Here is an 18542-nt window from a genome sequence, read left to right as displayed (position 1 = left end):
GTGGACCGGTGGGCCCCACAAATGTCACGGCAGATGTCACGGCACCCCCGAGCCGCAGCGAAGGCACCCCTCGTACCCCGGGGACGGCGCCGCATCGCACCTCTCCACTCGCGACCACGGGAGCCCCCTCTTGGCCATGCCGCCCTCTGCTTCTCGACAGAACGCAGCCACGACGACCAAGCACATCTTCGTCACCGGGGGCGTCGCCTCCTCGCTCGGCAAGGGCCTCACGGCCTCCAGCCTCGGCGCGCTCCTCAAGGCGCGGGGTCTGCGGGTCACCATGCAGAAGCTCGACCCGTACCTGAACGTCGACCCCGGCACGATGAACCCCTTCCAGCACGGTGAGGTCTTCGTCACCAACGACGGGGCCGAGACCGACCTGGACATCGGTCACTACGAGCGCTTCCTCGACGTCGACCTCGACGGCAGCGCCAACGTCACCACCGGCCAGGTCTACTCCACCGTGATCGCCAAGGAGCGCCGCGGCGAGTACCTGGGCGACACCGTGCAGGTCATCCCGCACATCACCAACGAGATCAAGCACCGCATCCGCCGGATGGCGACCGACGACGTCGACGTCGTCATCACCGAGGTCGGCGGCACGGTCGGCGACATCGAGTCGCTGCCGTTCCTGGAGACCGTCCGCCAGGTCCGCCACGAGGTCGGCCGGGACAACGTCTTCGTCGTGCACATCTCGCTGCTGCCCTACATCGGCCCGTCCGGTGAGCTGAAGACCAAGCCGACCCAGCACTCCGTCGCCGCGCTGCGCAACATCGGCATCCAGCCCGACGCGATCGTGCTCCGCGCCGACCGCGAGGTCCCCACCGCCATCAAGCGCAAGATCTCGCTGATGTGCGACGTGGACGACCAGGCCGTGGTCGCCGCGATCGACGCCCCGTCGATCTACGACATCCCCAAGGTGCTGCACGCCGAGGGCCTGGACGCCTATGTCGTCCGCAAGCTGGACCTGCCGTTCCGCGACGTCGACTGGACCCAGTGGGCCGACCTGCTGGAGCGCGTCCACAACCCCGACCACGAGGTCAAGGTCGCGCTGGTCGGCAAGTACATCGACCTGCCGGACGCCTACCTCTCGGTCACCGAGGCGCTGCGCGCGGGCGGCTTCGCCAACAAGACCCGCGTGAAGATCAAGTGGGTCACCTCCGACGACTGCACGACCCCGGCGGGCGCCGCCGAACAGCTCGGCGACTGCGACGCGGTCTGCATCCCCGGCGGCTTCGGCGACCGTGGCGTGGACGGCAAGGTCGGCGCGATCACCTACGCCCGTGAGCAGAAGCTGCCGCTGCTCGGCCTCTGCCTGGGCCTGCAGTGCGTGGTCATCGAGGCGGCCCGCAACCTCGCCGGTATCGAGGGCGCCAACTCCACCGAGTTCGACCCGGCCGCCGCCCACCCGGTCATCTCCACGATGGCCGAGCAGATGGACATCGTCGCCGGTGAGGGCGACATGGGCGGCACCATGCGGCTCGGTATGTACCCGGCGAAGCTCGCCGAGGGCTCCATCGTCCGCGAGACCTACGACGACCAGCCGTACGTCGAGGAGCGCCACCGCCACCGCTACGAGGTCAACAACGCCTACCGCGGTGAGCTGGAGAAGAAGGCCGGTCTGCTCTTCTCCGGCACCTCCCCGGACAACAAGCTCGTCGAGTACGTCGAGTACCCGCGCGAGGTGCACCCCTACCTCGTCGCCACCCAGGCCCACCCGGAGCTGCGCTCCCGCCCGACCCGCCCGCACCCGCTCTTCGCGGGTCTGGTGAAGGCAGCCGTTGCGCAGCAGACCGCGCAGCAAAAGCCCGCGGCCCCGGAGAAGGGCGCCGGTAAGTAGGCGGTACCCGGCCGTTACGGTGGACCGGGGCAGGGATCTCGTACGGGATCGCTGCCCCGGTTTCTGCGTTGACCAGGACAAACAGGAGGACGTAATGGCGATCGAGGACACCCCCGAGGAGTGGACGGTCACCGCGACCGCGACGCCGTTCACCGGCAACAAGACGAGCGTGCGCACCGACGACGTCGTCATGCCGGACGGCTCCACGGCCCGCCGCGACTACCAGGTCCACCCCGGTTCGGTGGCCGTCCTCGCCCTCGACGACGACGGCCGGGTCCTGGTGCTGCGCCAGTACCGCCACCCCGTGCGCCACAAGCTGTGGGAGATCCCCGCCGGACTGCTGGACGTCCCCGGCGAGAACCCGCTGCACGCCGCCCAGCGGGAGCTGTACGAGGAGGCGCACGTCAAGGCCGACGACTGGCGGGTGCTGACCGACGTCTACACCACGCCGGGCGGCTGCGACGAGGCGGTCCGGATCTTCCTGGCGCGCGGTCTGGCCGAGGCGGAGGGCGAGCGGTTCGCGGTCTCCGAGGAGGAGACCGACATGGAGCTGGCACGCGTCGGGCTCGACGAGCTGGTGCGCGGGGTGCTCGCCGGGGAGCTGCACAACAACTGTCTGGTCGTCGGCGTGCTGTCGCTCGTCGCGGCGCAGCAGGGGCCGGGTCTGGAGTCGCTGCGCCCGGCCGACGCGCCCTGGCCGGCGCGCCCCTTCGGCGCCTGAGCCACCGCCGGTCCGCCGCCGGTCCACCGTGCCGACACGCCGTCCCGGTCGGATGATCCGCTGATCCGGCGGAGTGACCCGAACGCCAAGGTCCGCGCGGGGCGCGGGGCATGACGGGGCGTGAACTACGCTCGGCAACGTTCCCGTCCGCGACCGGCGGCGGGCTCGTATGCGCAGGTGGACGGGAGAGTGGCCCGTGACGGACCAGGCGGTGGGCACAGGGCACCTCCCCCCGGAGGCGGCGGGACGCGCCGCACCGGCGGGGAGCGGACGGGTGCCGGTGGACGGCGCGGACACGGTGGCCGACCGGCCGTCCTCCACCGTGCCCGCGAAGCCCCGGACACCGCCGGTCGCCGGGGCACCGGGGGAGGGGCCCGACCCTTCCGGGGCCGACGGGCCCGAGCTGTCCGAAGCCGAGCTGTCCGAGGCGGAGGGGCGTGAGCTGCCCGGGGCCGACGGGCCCGAGCCGTCCGAGGCGCCGGAAGCCGGGGGAGAGCAGGGGACGGGGGCCTCCGCGCCACCGGTTCCCGGATCCCCGGGCCCCGCGCTCCCGGCCACCGTCTCTCCGGCCGCCGCGCCGCCTGCCTCCGTGTTCACGGACTCTGCGCCGTCCGCCTCCGTGTCCACGGACTCCGCTCCGCCCACCTCCGTGCCCCCGGCCTCCGTACCGTCCGCCTCCGGCGCGCCGCACGAGACGCTTCCGGTCGCCGGGCCCGCGCCTGCCGGGCCGCCGGTCACCGCTCCCGCGGCCGCCGTGCCGGAGCCCTCCGCTCCGCCGCCGTCCCCGTCGCCGGTCTCCGTCCCCGCGCCTCCGGTCGAGGCCCCGTCCCGCTCCGGGCCCTGCGACGCGCCCTCCTCCGAGGCGTCGCCCGCCGCCCGTTCCGTCACCCCGCCGCGCCCCACCGCCCCGCCGTCGGTCGCCCCGCCCCGGCCCGCCGACCACGCGCTGCCGACCCGGGGGCTGCTGGGCCGGTCCCGGGAGCTGAAGGCGCTGCGGGCCGACATCGAGCGGGCCGGGCTGGACACCCTCTCCGGCCGGAAGAGCCCCCGCAGCCGGGTGCTGCTGATCGCCGGGCGGCCGGGCTGCGGCCGTACCGCGCTCGCCGAGGAACTGCTGCGGACGCTCTCCGGCACCTACCCGGACGGGGTGTTCCGGGCCCGGCTGTCCGGGCCGGACGGTACGCCCGTCCCCACCGGCGACGTCGCCCGCGGGCTGCTCACCGCGCTCGGCGCCGCCGTCCCGGCGGGCTCGGACGACGACGAACCGGCCGAGGCGCTCCGCGCGGAGTTGGCCGCCCGCCGCGCGGTCCTCCTCCTCGACGACGCACCCGGCGCCGACCACGTCGAACCGCTGCTGCCCGACGCACCGGACTGCCTGGTCGTCGTGGTCTCCGAGGGCCCGCTCACCGGTATCCCCGATGTCCGGCCGTGCACCCTGGGCGGGCTGGACGGCGCCGCCGCGGTCGCGCTGCTGGCCCGGTTCGCCGGGCCGGTGCGGATCACCGTCGACCCGCGGTCGGCCGACTCCGTCATCGAGGAGTGCGGCGGGCAGCCCGCCGCGCTGGTGCTGGCGGGCGGCTGGCTCGCCGCCCGCCCCAAGGCCTCCGTCTCGGATCTGCGCACGGCGCTGCGCGCGGTGGAGATCCCGGACGAACTCCCGCTCGGGGAACGCCCGTTGTACCGCGCCTTCCACCTCGCCCACGACGGGCTGCCGCCGTCCACGGCCCGGACGCTGCGGCTCCTCTCCCTCGCCCCGCCCGGTCTCGTCGACGCCCACACCACGTCCGCGCTGGCCGGTTGCACGGTGGAGACCGCCAAGGCGACCCTCGCCGATCTGGCCGCGCTGGGACTGCTGCACCGGGAGGCGGACGAGGCGGACGACGGGGCGTCCTCCCCGGGCACCGCCACCGGCCCCCGCCACCGGCTCCCCGGCTGTCTCGCCGTCCGCGCCGCCGAGTTGCTGCGGACGCACGAGCGCCCGGCCGAGGTCCAGTTGGCCCGTGCGCGGATGCTGGAGCGCACCGTCCGGCTGCTCCAGTCCTGCCGGGGGAGCGGCGAGCCGCCCGGGTCACCGGCGTGGGAGCGGGCCGAGGCGCTGCCGTTCGCACTGCGCTTCCCCTCCCGCGCGGCGGCCGCCGCCTGGCTGCACCGCCGCCGCGCCGCCCTGCTGGACGCGGCCCGCCTCGCGGTCTCCGACGGTGAACTCGACACGCTGGACCGGCGGTTGATCGCCACCCTGGTCCGCGCGCTGATGGCGCACGAGGGCCCGACGGCGGCCGCCGGTGACCTCTACGCCCTGCACGAATTGGTCCTGGAGGTCGCCGAACGCCGGGGGCTGGGGCGGGAGAAGGCGGCGGCGCTGCTCAACCTCGCCGATCTGGACGGCGGCGCCGGACGCACCGAGGCGGCGCTGACCCGTTACCGCGGCGCCCTGGAGGCGGCCCGGTCGGCGGGCGACGCGGTGGCGACCGGCCGCGCGCTGGAGTCGCTCGGCGGTACGTACAGCGAGCTGGGGGACTGGCAGCGCGCCGCCGACTGGTACGGCCGGGCGCTGGAGCTGCGGCTGAGCCGGGGCGAGACGGCGGACGCGGCGCGGCTGCACGGCCGGATCGGCGGGGCGCACGGCCGGGCCGGGCGGTGGCCGGAGGCGCTCAAGGAGTGGCGGGCGGCGGCGCGCACCTCCCGCAGGCTCGGTGATCTCGCAGGTCAGGCGCGTGCGACCGCCGAGGTGGCCCGTGTCCAGGAGCGGGCCGGGCGGCCCGAGGAGGCGCTGCGGACCTCCCTGGAGGCCCTGCACACCGCACGGGGCGCGGGGGAGGCGGGGCTGGAGGCGGGGCTCCAGCTACGGATTGCGGACCTCCTCGACGGGCTCGGCGACCCGGCAGCGGCACGGCTGCACCGTGCCGCGGGGGAACAACTCCTCCAAGATCACCCGAAGTGACCTACGAAATCGGTGGTGGTCATCGAAACATTTAATGCTTTGCAAGGCTAGACAAGAGGGGATCCTTCAATAGACTGGGTTCGCCGCGTCGCTCGCGGTCAGTTCCGTCATGTGTCACATGAGGGATAATTCTCCTGTAAGCACTCATTCAAGGACCGTGATCGACGTGAAGGTCGGCATCCCCCGCGAGGTCAAGAACAACGAGTTCCGGGTGGCGATCACGCCCGCCGGTGTCAACGAGCTGGTCCGCAACGGCCACCAGGTCGTCATCGAGAAGGACGCCGGTGTCGGCTCCTCCATCCCCGACCAGGAGTACGTGGCCGCGGGCGCGACCATCCTCGACACCGCCGACGAGGTCTGGGCCACCGCCGACCTGCTCCTGAAGGTCAAGGAGCCGATCGCGGAGGAGTACCACCGCCTCCGCAAGGACCAGACCCTCTTCACGTACCTGCACCTCGCCGCCTCCCGTGAGTGCACCGACGCGCTGCTGGAGTCCGGCACCACCGCCATCGCCTACGAGACCGTCGAGACCGCGACCCGCGCGCTGCCGCTGCTCGCCCCGATGTCCGAGGTCGCGGGCCGGATCGCCCCGCAGGTCGGCGCCTACCACCTGATGCGTCAGGCCGGTGGCCGCGGTGTGCTGCCCGGCGGTGTCCCCGGTGTCCAGGCGGGCAAGGCGGTCGTCATCGGCGGCGGCGTCTCCGGCTGGAACGCCGTGCAGATCGCCGTGGGCCTCGGCTTCCACGTCACCCTGCTCGACAAGGACATCAACAAGCTCCGCGAGGCCGACCGGATCTTCGGCACCAAGGTGCAGACGATCGTCTCCAACGCCTTCGAGCTGGAGAAGGCCGTCGTCGAGGCCGACCTCGTCGTCGGCGCGGTCCTGATCCCCGGCGCCAAGGCCCCCAAGCTCGTCACCAACGAGCTGGTCGCCAAGATGAAGCCCGGAAGTGTCCTTGTCGACATTGCGATCGACCAGGGCGGCTGCTTCGAGGACTCGCACCCCACCACGCACGCCGACCCGACCTTCCAGGTCCACAACTCGGTGTTCTACTGCGTCGCCAACATGCCCGGCGCGGTGCCCAACACCTCCACCTACGCGCTGACCAACGCGACCCTGCCGTACATCGTCTCGCTCGCCAACAACGGCTGGGTCGAGGCGCTGCGCCGCGATGCCGCGCTGGCCAAGGGCCTCAACACCCATGACGGCAAGGTCGTCTACCGCGAGGTCGCCGAGGCCCACGGTCTGGACTCCGTGGAGCTGGCCGACCTGCTGGGCTGAGCGTCAACTCCGCGCGGGTGCGCGGAAGTAACCGGCCGGGTCCCCTCGACGGGACCCGGCCGGTCGCGTGTGGTGGACACGCCCGTACCACGCCTCCACCGCGGCCTGGGCGTGGGGGCGCGCAACTCGCGCCGTACGTAACCCTTGAGGTGATTCGCGTACCCCCGAAGCCTCATGTGCGCGCGCCTTGCACCCTTGACATCGGCGGGTTTCTTCTCCGTCACATCGCGCCGGGTCGGGTGGATTGTGTTGCTGCGGACGCCCGACACGCCATAGAGTCGCCAACCGTCGGCATGGTGTCACGCTGACCTATCGATAAGTTTCCTGGTTCCATCCAAGGAGGTACGACGACTTGTGAATGAGTCGACAATTACTCCCGGAGGTACTCAGCCAGGAGCAGTTGCGCGGGGCCAGGCCCCCTCGGGGCACGAGGCTGTCGGCTCCGTAGCGGTCCACACCTCCGCAGCCCACCCGAGCACGACCTCGACAGCCCACCAGAGCATGGACGGCCATTACGTGAACGCCACGGCCGGCGACCGGGGCAGTGGAGATCCCACCCGTCTCGCCGACTACGAAGACCTGCCCCAGGGGCATTTCTACGATCCGGACGCGGAGTACGAGCCGGACCCCGAGTACGCGGCCACGCTCGCGCCGGACGCTGCCCGCCAGCGCCGCGAGCGCGTCGGCCCGACCGGCCGTCCGCTGCCGTACTTCCCGATCCCGGGACCGCTGTCGGAGCACGGCCCCGCCAAGATCATCGCGATGTGCAACCAGAAGGGCGGGGTCGGCAAGACCACCTCGACCATCAACCTGGGCGCCGCACTCGCCGAATACGGGCGCCGGGTGCTGCTCGTCGACTTCGACCCGCAGGGCGCCCTGTCGGTCGGCCTCGGCGTCAACCCCATGGAGCTGGACCTGACGGTCTACAACCTGCTCATGGAGCGGGGCATGTCGGCCGACGAGGTGCTGCTCAAGACGGCGGTCCCCAACATGGACCTGCTGCCCAGCAACATCGACCTCTCCGCCGCCGAGGTGCAGCTGGTCAGCGAGGTGGCCCGCGAGTCGACGCTCCAGCGCGCACTGAAGCCGCTGATGAACGACTACGACTACATCGTCATCGACTGCCAGCCCTCGCTCGGTCTGCTCACCGTCAACGCGCTGACCGCGGCTCACAAGGTCATCGTGCCGCTGGAGTGCGAGTTCTTCGCGCTGCGCGGTGTCGCGCTGCTCACCGAGACGATCGAGAAGGTCCAGGAGCGGCTCAACCCCGACCTGGAGCTGGACGGCATCCTCGCGACGATGTACGACTCCCGCACCGTGCACAGCCGTGAGGTGCTGGCGCGCGTCGTGGAGGCGTTCGACGAGCACGTCTACCACACCGTCATCGGCCGTACGGTCCGCTTCCCCGAGACGACCGTCGCGGGCGAGCCGATCACCACGTACGCCTCCAACTCCGTGGGGGCCGCCGCCTATCGTCAGCTCGCCAGGGAGGTGCTCGCCCGGTGTCACGCCGAGTGAGTCTGCCGGGCGCCGACGAGTTGTTCCGCACCACCGGGGGCACGGGCCTGCAGTCCTCACCGCCCCGCCGCACGGGCGAATCCGGCGACGAGGCGCCCCGGGTGCCGTCGCCCGGCGGTGAGCTGGAGGTGGCGCCCGCCGGTGCGGCGGACGCCACCGCGGCGCGTACCGCCCCCGCCGAGCACGGCGGGCGCGGCGCGGACCAGGAGGCCGCGGGCGGGCACCGCCGCCCGGAGAACCGCGCGGTGCCGGAGGCGGCGGCCGCGGCCGGGCCGTCGGGCGGCGCCACCCGCCGCCGCGGGGGCCGGGGCGCCAACCGCCGCCCCAGTGGCCGCGAGCGCCACGACGAGAAGATCACCGTCTATGTCTCCGCCGAGGAGCTGATGGATCTGGAACACGCCCGGCTGGTGCTGCGCGGTGAGCACGGGCTCGCCGTCGACCGCGGCCGGATCGTCCGCGAGGCGGTCGCCGTCGTCCTCGCCGACCTGGAGTCCCGCGGCGACGCCAGCATCCTGGTACGGCGGCTGCGCGGCCGGTAGCCGCCCCGGGCCCCGATAGCCTGCCTCCGCGGGCCCGCAGCCCGCGCGCCAGCCCGCCCGCGCGCGGGGCCCGCAGCACCCTGGACCACGATGCCGACGACCCAGCACGACACCGCCTCCCCGCGGCCCCCGCGCCGTACCCTCGGCCGGGGCCCGGAGGACGGCACCGCGGAACCGGCCGGGGCCGCCGCGGATCCGGGCGGAGCCCCGGCGGCCGAGGAGCCGCCCGCGGCCGGAGCGCCCGAGCCCGCCGCGTCCGGGGGCCCGCCGGAGCCCGGCGCACCGGAGCCCGGCGACGACCCCGGGTCCGACGCCCCCGCCGACGGCCGTTTCACCGTCCGGCTGGACAACTTCGAGGGCCCCTTCGATCTGCTCCTCCAGCTGATCTCCAAGCACAAGATGGATGTCACCGAGGTCGCGCTCTCGCAGGTCACCGACGAGTTCATGGCGCACATCCGGGCGATGGGCGCGGACTGGGACCTCGATCAGACCACCGAGTTCCTGGTCGTCGCGGCCACCTTGCTGGACCTCAAGGCCGCCCGGCTGCTGCCGGTCGCCGCCGTCGAGGACGAGGCGGATCTGGCGCTGCTGGAGGCCCGTGACCTGCTCTTCGCCCGGCTGCTGCAGTACCGCGCGTACAAGCGGATCGCGGACATCTTCGGCGACCGGCTGGCGGACGAGGCGCGCCGCCACCCCCGCACCGTCGGCCTGGAGCCCGAGCACGCCGAGCTGCTGCCGGAGGTGGTGCTGGGCATCGGCCCCGAGGGGTTCGCCCGGCTCGCCGTCAAGGCGATGCAGCCCCGGGCCCGGCCGCAGGTCTACGTCGACCACATCCACGCACCGCTGGTCAGCGTCGCCGAACAGGCCGAGGTGGTGGCGGCGCTGCTGCGGGAGGCGGGGGTGCGCACCTTCGCCGAGCTGGTGGCCGACGCCCCCGACACCCTCACCGTCGTGGCGCGCTTCCTGGCGCTGCTGGAGCTGTACCGGGAGCGGGCGGTGGCCCTGGACCAGCCGGAGGCGCTGGGCACCCTCACGGTCCGCTGGACGGGCCCCGAGGACGCGACCCCGCAGGTCACCGACGGATACGAAGGACGGCCCGAGGCCGCGGACGGGCCGGACGGCGCGTCCGCCCCGGGCGACGACGAGAGCGACGACGAAGGAGAGCGCGCGTGAGCGGGGCCGGTGAGGCGTACGACGTCACGGAGCAGGGGAGGCCCGCCGGGGAGCCGGTCGGGGCGCCCGCCACGGCGGAGCTGGCGCTGAAACCCGCGCTGGAGGCCGTCCTCATGGTCGTCGACGCCCCGGCGACCGAGGAGCACCTGGCCCGGGTCGTGGGGCGGCCCCGCCGCGCGGTCGCGTCGGCGCTGCGGGAGCTGGCCGACGAGTACACCCGCCAGGGCCGCGGCTTCGACCTGCGGCTGGTCGCCGGGGGCTGGCGGTTCTACGCCCGCGCCGCCTACGCCGACGCAGTGGAGGGCTTCGTCCTGGACGGGCAGACGGCCCGGCTGACCCAGGCCGCGTTGGAGACTCTGGCCGTGGTCGCGTACCGTCAGCCGGTCAGCCGTTCCCGGGTCTCCGCCGTACGCGGGGTCAACTGCGACGGCGTGATGCGCACCCTCCTGCAGCGCGGGCTGGTGGAGGAGGCGGGGACGGAACCCGAAACAGGTGCGATCCTGTACAGGACGACGACGTACTTTCTGGAGCGGTTGGGCCTGCGTGGCCTGGACGAGCTCCCGGAGCTCGCACCGTTCCTCCCGGAGGCGGAGGCGGTCGAGCGCGACTCCCCGGAAGGTATCCCGTCGTTCGAAGTGGACGACAGCGGCGACTCTCAGACGGATCATTGATGCGAAGCAGCGGCAGGAACAGCACGGGCAGCGGCGGCGGTAGGGGCAACTACCGTGGCGCCGGGAACAAGCGCGACGAGAAGCAGCAGCGCGCGGGTCGGCCCCGTCCCGAGGAGCGCCGCTACGACGTGGGCGAGTCCGGTGACGGCCGCGGGTCCGCCCCGAAGAGCGGCGGCGCCCGGGGTGCCGCGGCCCGGGGCGGCGCCAAGGGCGGCCCCCGTACCGGCGCGAAGCAGGGCGGGCCCAAGGGCGGCCCGCAGCGCGGCCGGGGCCAGGCGCCGTCGCGCCCCCGCGAGCTGGACGCCAAGATCGAGGAGCGCAACCGCGCCCGCCACAACAAGCCGCAGGTCAAGACCCCGAAGACGTTCGGCGAGCAGGAGGGCGAGCGGCTCCAGAAGGTGCTGGCCCGGGCCGGTATGGGCTCGCGGCGCGCCTGTGAGGAGCTGATCGAGCAGGCACGCGTCGAGGTCAACGGCGAGATCGTCCTGGAGCAGGGCGTCCGCGTCGATCCGGAGAAGGACGAGATCAAGGTGGACGGCCTGACCGTCGCCACCCAGTCGTACCTCTTCTTCGCGCTGAACAAGCCCGCCGGGGTCGTCTCCACGATGGAGGACCCGGACGGCCGTCAGTGCCTCGGCGACTACGTCACCAACCGGGAGACGCGCCTCTTCCACGTCGGGCGGCTGGACACCGAGACCGAGGGCATCATCCTGCTCACCAACCACGGTGAGCTGGCCCACCGGCTGACGCACCCGCGCTACGGCGTCCAGAAGACCTACCTCGCCGCGATCCAGGGCCCGCTGCCGCGCGAGATCGGCCGGATGCTCAAGGACGGCATCCAGCTGGAGGACGGCTACGCCCGCGCGGACCACTTCCGCGTCGTGCAGCAGACCGGCAAGAACTACCTCGTCGAGGTCACCCTGCACGAGGGCCGTAAGCACATCGTGCGGCGGATGCTGGCCGAGGCGGGCTTCCCCGTCGACAAGCTGGTGCGCACCGCGTTCGGTCCGATCGCGCTGGGCGACCAGAAGTCCGGCTGGCTGCGCCGTCTGACCAACACCGAGGTCGGCATGTTGATGCGCGAGGTCGACCTGTAACGGGGACCGCTTGCCGTAGTGATCACCACCCCTTATTGTCACTGTGACGATTAAGGGGTGGTTTTCATGGGGTCCGCAGCGACCGGCGCACTGATGGGGCTCGCACTGGGGGACGCGCTCGGCTATCCGACCGAGTTCCTGGGCGTACCGGAGATCCGGGCGAGGTACGGCGACTGGCGCGATCTCCCGCTGCCGGAGCCCGCGCTCATCACCGACGACACCCAGATGACGCTGGCCCTGGGCCGGGCGCTGGAGAGCGCGCGCCCCGCCGGGCCGCTCACCGTCCGGACCCTGGAGCCCCCGGCCCGCGCCGAGTACATCGCCTGGTGGCGCTCCCCGGAGAACAACCGCGCCCCCGGCACCACCTGCCTCACCGCCTGCGCCCGGCTCGCCGAACCGGGCACCCACTGGACCGAGGCCGCACCGATGCGCTCCAAGGGGTGCGGCGCCAACATGCGGGTCGCGCCCATCGGCCTCATGCCGGGCCTCACACCGGAGCAGCGCTCCGGCGCCGCGCAGTTCCAGGCCGCCCTCACCCACGGCCACCCCACCGCGCTCGCCGCCTCCGACCTCACCGCGTACGCCGTACGGGTCCTCGCCGACGGCGCGCAGCCGCGCGAGCTGACCGCCCTGCTGCGCGGGTACGCCCGGGCCTCCCGCACCGTCTACCGGGAGGAGTGGCTCGGCGACCTGTGGCGCCGCTCCGGGGACGACGGACCGCAGAAGTACGCCGCCCGCGGCTGGGACGACTGCCTGGGCGTCCTGGACCGGCTGGACGCCGCGCTGCGCGCCCCGGACCGCGAGGCCGACCCCTGCGACGCCACCGGCGCCGGCTGGATCGCCGAGGAGGCGCTGGCCACCGCCCTGTACTGCTTCCTGCTCTTCCCCGACGAGCCGGTCACCGCGCTGCGCCGGGCCGCCGTCAGCTCCGGCGACTCCGACTCCCTCGCCTGCCTCGCCGGGGCGTTCGCCGGGGCCCGCCTCGGCGCCGGGGCCTGGCCCCGGGAGTGGACCGACCGCATCGAGCACCGCGCCGTCCTGCTCGCCCTGGGCGTCGCCTGGGACGCCTGACCCGGCGGCCGCCGTCCGGTGGGCGGTCGCCGCGGACGGCTGTCGGTGGTGCTGGCTACGCTTGATCGTGTGCGTGCGGGGTGTGCGTACGAGGCAGGGAGCAGGACGCGAGCGCAGGGGCGTCCGGCGGCGCCGGGACCACCGGCTCCGCCGGGTCCGGTGGCGCGCCTGTGCATCCCGGCGCCACCGCGGCGCCGCGAAAGGACATCGCCCAGTGAGATCCGCACTCGTCATCGGCACGGGCCTGATCGGCACCTCCGTCGCGCTCGCCCTCCAGGCCCGCGGCGTGCAGGTGTACCTGGAGGACCACGACCCGACGCAGGCGCGCACCGCCGAGGCGCTCGGTGCGGGCACCGCCGAGGAGCCGCCGGGCCCGGTCGACCTCGCCGTCGTCGCGGTCCCGCCCGCGTACGTCGCGCAGACCCTCGCCGGGCTGCTCCGCCGCGGCGCCGCCCGCGCCTGCATAGACGTCGCCAGCGTCAAGGGCGGCCCGCGCCGCCAGCTCCAGGAACTGGGCTGCGACCTCTCCGCCTACCTCGGTACGCACCCGATGGCCGGTCGGGAACGCTCCGGTCCGCTCGCCGCCACCGCCGACCTCTTCGAGGGGCGGCCCTGGGTGCTGACCCCGTCCCCGGACGGCGACACCGAGGTCCTCAACCTCGCGCTGGAGCTGGTCGCGCTCTGCCGCGCCGTCCCGGTGGTCATGGACGCCGATGCGCACGACCGCGCCGTCGCCCTCGTCTCGCACACCCCGCAGCTGGTCTCCAGTCTCGTCGCCGCCCGCCTCAAGGACGCCGACGAGACCGCGGTGCGCCTGTGCGGCCAGGGCATCCGGGACGTCACCCGTATCGCCGCCTCCGACCCGGCGATGTGGCTCGACATCCTCTCCGCCAACCCCGGCCCGGTCGCCGACATCCTCGCCGAGGTCGCCGCCGACCTGGACGGCACGGTCCGGGCGCTGCGCGTCCTGGAGTCCGCGGACGAGCGGCGGCGGGCCGACGGCGCGGAGGACATCGGGGACGTGCTGCGCCGCGGCAACGCCGGGCGCGAGCGGGTCCCGGGCAAGCACGGCTCCGCCCCCGCCGCGTACGAGGTCGTCGCCGTCCACATCGGTGACCAGCCCGGCGAGCTGGCCCGGATCTTCGCCGACGCGGACCGCGCCGGGGTCAACATCGAGGACGTCCGCATCGAGCACGCCACCGGTCAGCAGGCCGGTTTCATCCAGCTCACGGTGGAGCCGGGCGCGGTGGCGCAGCTCACCGCGGAGCTGAAGGAACGGGGCTGGTCGATCCGGCGCTGACACCGTGGACCACGGGCCGCAGGGGAGCCAGTAACCTTGACGGAGGCCATTCGGCCCGTGGACCCCCGCCCCGTGTAACCAGAAAGGTGTTCACCACCGTGGAAACCGCCGCCCGGACCGCCCCGGCTGCAGTGATTGTCGCCATCGACGGCCCCGCTGGCACGGGCAAGTCCAGCACGTCCAAGGCCGTCGCCGCCAAGCTCGGCCTCGGCTACCTCGACACCGGCGCCCAGTACCGCGCGATCACCTGGTGGATGCTGAACAACGGCATCGACGTGAACGACGCCACCGCCGTCGCCGAGGCCAGCGGCAAGCCCGCCATCGTCTCCGGCATCGACCCGGCCGCCCCGACCATCTCCGTCGACGGCCTCGACGCGGCCGGTCCGATCCGCACCCAGGAGGTCACCTCCGCGGTCAGCGCGGTCAGCGCCGTGCCCGAGGTGCGTACCCGGATCACCGAGCTGCAGCGCTCCATCGCCGCCGGGGCGCCGCACGGCATCGTCGTCGAGGGCCGGGACATCGGCATCACGGTGCTGCCCGACGCCGACCTCAAGGTCTTCCTCACCGCCTCCGCCGAGGCGCGCGCCGCCCGCCGCAGCGGTGAGCTGAAGGGCAAGGAGGCCGGTGACCTGGCCGCCACCCGCGAGGCCCTGATCAAGCGCGACGCCGCCGACTCCTCCCGTAAGACCTCCCCGCTGGCCAAGGCCGACGACGCGGTCGAGGTGGACACCACCGAGCTGACGCTGGAGCAGGTCATCGAGTGCGTCGTCACCCTCATCGAGGGCGCGGGCGCCGCGAAGGCGGGGCGGGACGCCCGGTGACCACCAGCGACGTGGCCCCGAGCGAGTCGGGCGCCGCGGTCGGTCGGCGGATCGGCATCGGCCTGATGTACGGCCTGTGGCGGCCGCGGGTGCTCGGCGCCTGGCGGGTGCCGTCGGCCGGTCCGGTGATCCTCGCGGTCAACCACGCGGACGGCCTCGACGGCCCGATGCTGATGGGTACGGCGCCCCGGCCGGTGCACTTCCTGATCAAGAAGGAAGCGTTCGTCGGCCCGCTGGACCCGTTCCTGCGGGGCATCGGCCAGCTGAAGGTGGACCGCGCCGCCACCGACCGCAAGGCGATCACCGACGCCCTCGCGGTGCTGGAGCACGGCGGTGTGCTGGGCATCTTCCCGGAGGGCACCCGGGGCGAGGGCGACTTCGCCTCGCTGCGGGCCGGGCTCGCGTACTTCGCGGTGCGCTCCGGCGCGCCGGTCGTCCCGGTGGCGGTGCTCGGCTCCGCGGAGCGCAAGAGCCGCCTCACCCCGGCGGTGCCGCCGCTGCGCTCCCGCGTCGACGTCGTCTTCGGTGACGCCTTCGAGGCGGGGGACGGCTCGGGGCGGCGCACCCGCAAGGCGCTGGACGAGGCGACCGTGCGGATCCAGGGGCGGCTCTCCGCCCACCTGGAAAACGCCAGGCGCCTGACCGGGCGCTGACCGACACTTGAGCGGCGGACCGATGCGGTCCGCCGATGACGAAGCCACGCGGCCGACGCCGCACAGTGAGCAGGACGAGGAACGGACTTCATGAACGACCAGATCGACACCGGCGACGAGCACGGTGCGCTTGGCGATGCCGAGTACGCGGAGTTCATGGAGCTCGCCGCGCAGGAGGGCTTCGACCCCGAGGAGGTCGGCGGGGACATCGCGGCGGCCGGGCACGGCCCGCTCCCCGTCCTCGCCGTCGTCGGCCGCCCCAACGTCGGCAAGTCGACGCTGGTGAACCGCATCATCGGCCGCCGTGAGGCGGTCGTCGAGGACCGCCCCGGCGTCACCCGCGACCGCGTCACCTACGAGGCCGACTGGAACGGCCGCCGCTTCAAGGTCGTCGACACCGGCGGCTGGGAGCAGGACGTCCTCGGCATCGACGCCTCCGTCGCGATGCAGGCCGAGTTCGCCATCGAGGCGGCCGACGCGGTCATCTTCGTCGTCGACTCCAAGGTCGGCGCGACCGACACCGACGAGGCCGTCGTCAAGCTGCTGCGCCGCGCCGGCAAGCCCGTCGTGCTCGTCGCCAACAAGGTCGACGGCCCCTCCGGCGAGGCGGACGCCGCGATGCTCTGGTCGCTGGGCCTGGGCGAGCCGCACCCCGTCTCCGCGCTGCACGGCCGTGGCACCGGCGACATGCTGGACGCCGCCCTCGACGCGCTGCCCGAGGCGCCCGCGCAGACCTTCGGCACCGCCCTCGGCGGCCCCCGCCGCATCGCCCTGATCGGCCGCCCCAACGTCGGCAAGTCCTCGCTGCTCAACAAGGTCGCGGGCGAGGAGCGCGTGGTCGTCAACGAGCTGGCCGGTACCACCCGTGACCCGGTCGACGAGCTGATCGAGCTGGGCGGCACCACCTGGAAGTTCGTCGACACCGCCGGTATCCGCCGCCGGGTCCACCTCCAGGAGGGCGCCGACTACTACGCCTCGCTGCGTACCGCCGCCGCCGTCGAGAAGGCCGAGGTCGCCGTCGTCCTGATCGACGCCAGCGAGTCGATCAGCGTGCAGGACCAGCGGATCGTCACCATGGCCGTGGAGGCCGGGCGCGCCCTGGTCATCGCGTACAACAAGTGGGACACCCTTGACGAGGAGCGCCGCTTCTACCTGGAGCGGGAGATCGAGCGGGACCTCGTGCAGGTGCCGTGGGCGATGCGGGTCAACGTCTCCGCGCGCACCGGCCGCCACATGGAGAAGCTGGTCCCGGCGATCGAGACGGCGCTCGACGGCTGGGAGACCCGTATCCCCACCGGGCGGCTGAACGCCTTCCTCGGTGAGATCGTGGCCGCCCACCCGCACCCGATCCGCGGCGGCAAGCAGCCCCGCATCCTCTTCGGTACGCAGGCGGGCACGAAGCCCCCGCGGTTCGTGCTCTTCGCCTCCGGCTTCCTGGAGGCGGGCTACCGCCGCTTCGTCGAGCGGCGGCTGCGCGAGGAGTTCGGCTTCGAGGGCACCCCGATCCACATCTCCGTCCGGGTGCGCGAGAAGCGCAACCAGAAGAAGAAGTGACGGCCAGGGCCGGTCCGCACCGCGGTCCGGCCCCGGTCCGGGCCCGCGCCCGGTCGTACCGATCAGTGATCGTGCGGCCGGGCGCCGCGCGTTCCCGGCGGCAGCGCGGGCAGCGCGCCACGCGGCCGGTACGGCTGGCGGGCCACGCGCTCCCACTGGCCGGGCGAGGCCGCGGCCCGGCTCCAGCTGCTGGAGCCGTGGCCCGGGCCCGGCCCCTCCTCCTCACCGGTCCGGTCGCCGGGCAACGCCCGGAACGCCCGCCGGTACTCGGCGTAGAGCGCGTCGTAGATCGGGGTGGCCGAACGGCCGGTCGGGGCGGCCCCGGGGTCCTGCGAGGGACGCATTCCGGGGATCTGCTGCGGCGGGCGGGAGCGCGAGAAGGGGTCATATGGGTGCACGTCTGCACCAACGAACCCGAATCGCCGGGGATGCGGCTTGGGTCCGGAAATGACGGATCGCGGGGGCGTTCCCGTACGGTTCGGCGGGAACGCCCCCGCGATCTGCGGGCTCCGGAGGCTCAGGTGCCGGCCAGCGGCATCTCCCCGGCGACCAGCACACCCTGGGCCGCGGCCTTCTCCATCGCCTGACGCATCAGGTCCTCCCGCGGCTGGTGGCCGATGGAGCCGGACGGCGCGGCGTACATCAGCACCGACTGGGCCTTGGTGGCGGCGGCCCGCCAGCCGTCGGACACGGCGAGCGGCTGGTGCGCCTGCCACCAGGCGGCCTGACTGCCGGTGCTGCCGGGCTGCAGCACGGCGTGCAGCTTGCCCATGGCCAGCAGCGCCGACCAGCCCGGGTTGGGCGCGGGCAGCACGTCCACATCGGTGACCGGGTGGAAGCCCTGCTCCAACAGGAGCGGCAGGAAGTCGTCGTCCAGGCTGACCGAACCGGGGCGGGCGATCGGGCCGTCGGGCTCGACGACCAGCGCCGCCCGCAGCTCGCCCGCGACCAGCACCAGCCCGCAGGTGATCCCGAGCGTCGCCTGACGCTCGGCCACCGGGACCGGGCGGGTGGGCGCCGTCCCGGACTGCTGGGCGGCGGTGATGGACTGGACGGCGCCCTTGAGCTGCTCCTCCGAGACCGATACGACCTGCGAGGGGATGCAGGTGGCGTGGGCGAAGGCGAGCACCGCGGTCTCCTCGCCGACGAACAGGACGGTGCTGGTGCGCTCCTGCTCGCTGTCGCCCGGAGTGCGGCAGGAGGTGCAGTCGTAACTGCCGGGGGCGTCTCCACCGGCCAGCAGGCGGTCGGCTTCTTCGTCGCCGATCTCGGCGCGAACGTCGTCGCTGACGTCGAGCATGCGCGGCACGGGTGGCTCCTCGATCTGTGCGTGGGTGCCGGGGGACCCCGGCTGGTACGGG

16 protein-coding genes are annotated in these 18542 nt (G+C 73.6%); 14 read left to right on the top strand and 2 right to left on the bottom strand.

Translation table 11 applies throughout. The features are described from left to right. Positions 1 to 136 precede the first annotated feature (136 nt). From IF23_RS0118890 to der, 14 genes are all read left to right on the top strand, one after another. Positions 137 to 1840: a CTP synthase gene (locus IF23_RS0118890; RefSeq protein ID WP_030285163.1), complete on the top strand. Its 1704-nt coding sequence runs from the start codon at positions 137 to 139 to the stop codon at positions 1838 to 1840. Between the two features lie 94 nt (positions 1841 to 1934). Further along, complete coding sequence (locus IF23_RS0118885; RefSeq protein WP_030285161.1) at positions 1935 to 2561, top strand: NUDIX domain-containing protein; 627 nt, start codon at positions 1935 to 1937, stop codon at positions 2559 to 2561. A 754-nt stretch (positions 2562 to 3315) separates the two neighbouring features. Continuing rightward, entirely contained in the window at positions 3316 to 5502 is a 2187-nt protein-coding gene (locus tag IF23_RS0118880; protein ID WP_107126964.1) for a tetratricopeptide repeat protein, read from the top strand. Between the two features lie 166 nt (positions 5503 to 5668). After that, positions 5669 to 6784 carry an alanine dehydrogenase gene (gene ald / locus IF23_RS0118875; RefSeq protein ID WP_037678682.1) on the top strand — a complete coding sequence of 372 codons (1116 nt, stop codon included), beginning with the start codon at positions 5669 to 5671 and terminating at the stop codon, positions 6782 to 6784. Positions 6785 to 7285: 501 nt separating this feature from the next. Beyond that, positions 7286 to 8302 (top strand): ParA family protein, encoded by a 1017-nt coding sequence (locus IF23_RS0118870; protein ID WP_030285155.1) that lies wholly within the window; start codon positions 7286 to 7288, stop codon positions 8300 to 8302. Then, complete coding sequence (locus IF23_RS0118865) at positions 8287 to 8841, top strand: hypothetical protein (RefSeq protein ID WP_245655024.1); 555 nt, start codon at positions 8287 to 8289, stop codon at positions 8839 to 8841. Before IF23_RS0118870 ends, IF23_RS0118865 begins: the two co-directional genes overlap by 16 nt. A gap of 90 nt (positions 8842 to 8931) precedes the next feature. Next, the gene (locus IF23_RS0118860; protein ID WP_030285152.1) at positions 8932 to 10014 is read left to right on the top strand and encodes a segregation and condensation protein A; all 1083 of its coding nucleotides are present in this window, start codon (positions 8932 to 8934) and stop codon (positions 10012 to 10014) included. Further along, a complete protein-coding gene (gene scpB, locus IF23_RS0118855) occupies positions 10011 to 10685 on the top strand; it encodes an SMC-Scp complex subunit ScpB (protein WP_030285150.1) in 675 nt (224 codons plus the stop codon). The genes IF23_RS0118860 and scpB overlap by 4 nt, the downstream gene beginning before the upstream one ends. Next, the gene (locus tag IF23_RS0118850; RefSeq protein WP_030285149.1) at positions 10685 to 11782 is read left to right on the top strand and encodes a pseudouridine synthase; all 1098 of its coding nucleotides are present in this window, start codon (positions 10685 to 10687) and stop codon (positions 11780 to 11782) included. Before scpB ends, IF23_RS0118850 begins: the two co-directional genes overlap by 1 nt. Before the next feature lie 66 nt (positions 11783 to 11848). Then, complete coding sequence (locus IF23_RS0118845; RefSeq protein WP_030285146.1) at positions 11849 to 12853, top strand: ADP-ribosylglycohydrolase family protein; 1005 nt, start codon at positions 11849 to 11851, stop codon at positions 12851 to 12853. A 214-nt stretch (positions 12854 to 13067) separates the two neighbouring features. Beyond that, complete coding sequence (locus IF23_RS0118840) at positions 13068 to 14153, top strand: prephenate dehydrogenase (protein WP_030285144.1); 1086 nt, start codon at positions 13068 to 13070, stop codon at positions 14151 to 14153. A 98-nt stretch (positions 14154 to 14251) separates the two neighbouring features. Next, complete coding sequence (gene cmk, locus IF23_RS0118835) at positions 14252 to 14974, top strand: (d)CMP kinase (RefSeq protein ID WP_245655023.1); 723 nt, start codon at positions 14252 to 14254, stop codon at positions 14972 to 14974. Beyond that, entirely contained in the window at positions 14971 to 15627 is a 657-nt protein-coding gene (locus tag IF23_RS0118830; RefSeq protein WP_030285141.1) for a lysophospholipid acyltransferase family protein, read from the top strand. The genes cmk and IF23_RS0118830 overlap by 4 nt, the downstream gene beginning before the upstream one ends. Positions 15628 to 15717: 90 nt before the next feature. Then, on the top strand, positions 15718 to 17181 hold the full coding sequence (gene der, locus IF23_RS0118825; RefSeq protein ID WP_030285139.1) for a ribosome biogenesis GTPase Der: 1464 nt from the start codon (positions 15718 to 15720) through the stop codon (positions 17179 to 17181). A gap of 62 nt (positions 17182 to 17243) precedes the next feature. Here the strand turns inward: der and IF23_RS0118820 are convergent, their stop codons facing one another. Continuing rightward, positions 17244 to 17525, bottom strand: coding sequence for a hypothetical protein (locus tag IF23_RS0118820; protein ID WP_051739695.1), 282 nt, complete (start codon positions 17523 to 17525; stop codon positions 17244 to 17246). Positions 17526 to 17698: 173 nt separating this feature from the next. Continuing rightward, complete coding sequence (locus tag IF23_RS0118815; RefSeq protein WP_030285136.1) at positions 17699 to 18490, bottom strand: hypothetical protein; 792 nt, start codon at positions 18488 to 18490, stop codon at positions 17699 to 17701. Positions 18491 to 18542 lie beyond the last annotated feature (52 nt).

The organism is Streptomyces catenulae (assembly GCF_000718015.1).
In the GTDB taxonomy this organism is placed as follows: Bacteria; Actinomycetota; Actinomycetes; order Streptomycetales; family Streptomycetaceae; genus Streptomyces; species Streptomyces catenulae.
This window is presented reverse-complemented; position numbering and strand designations above follow the sequence as displayed.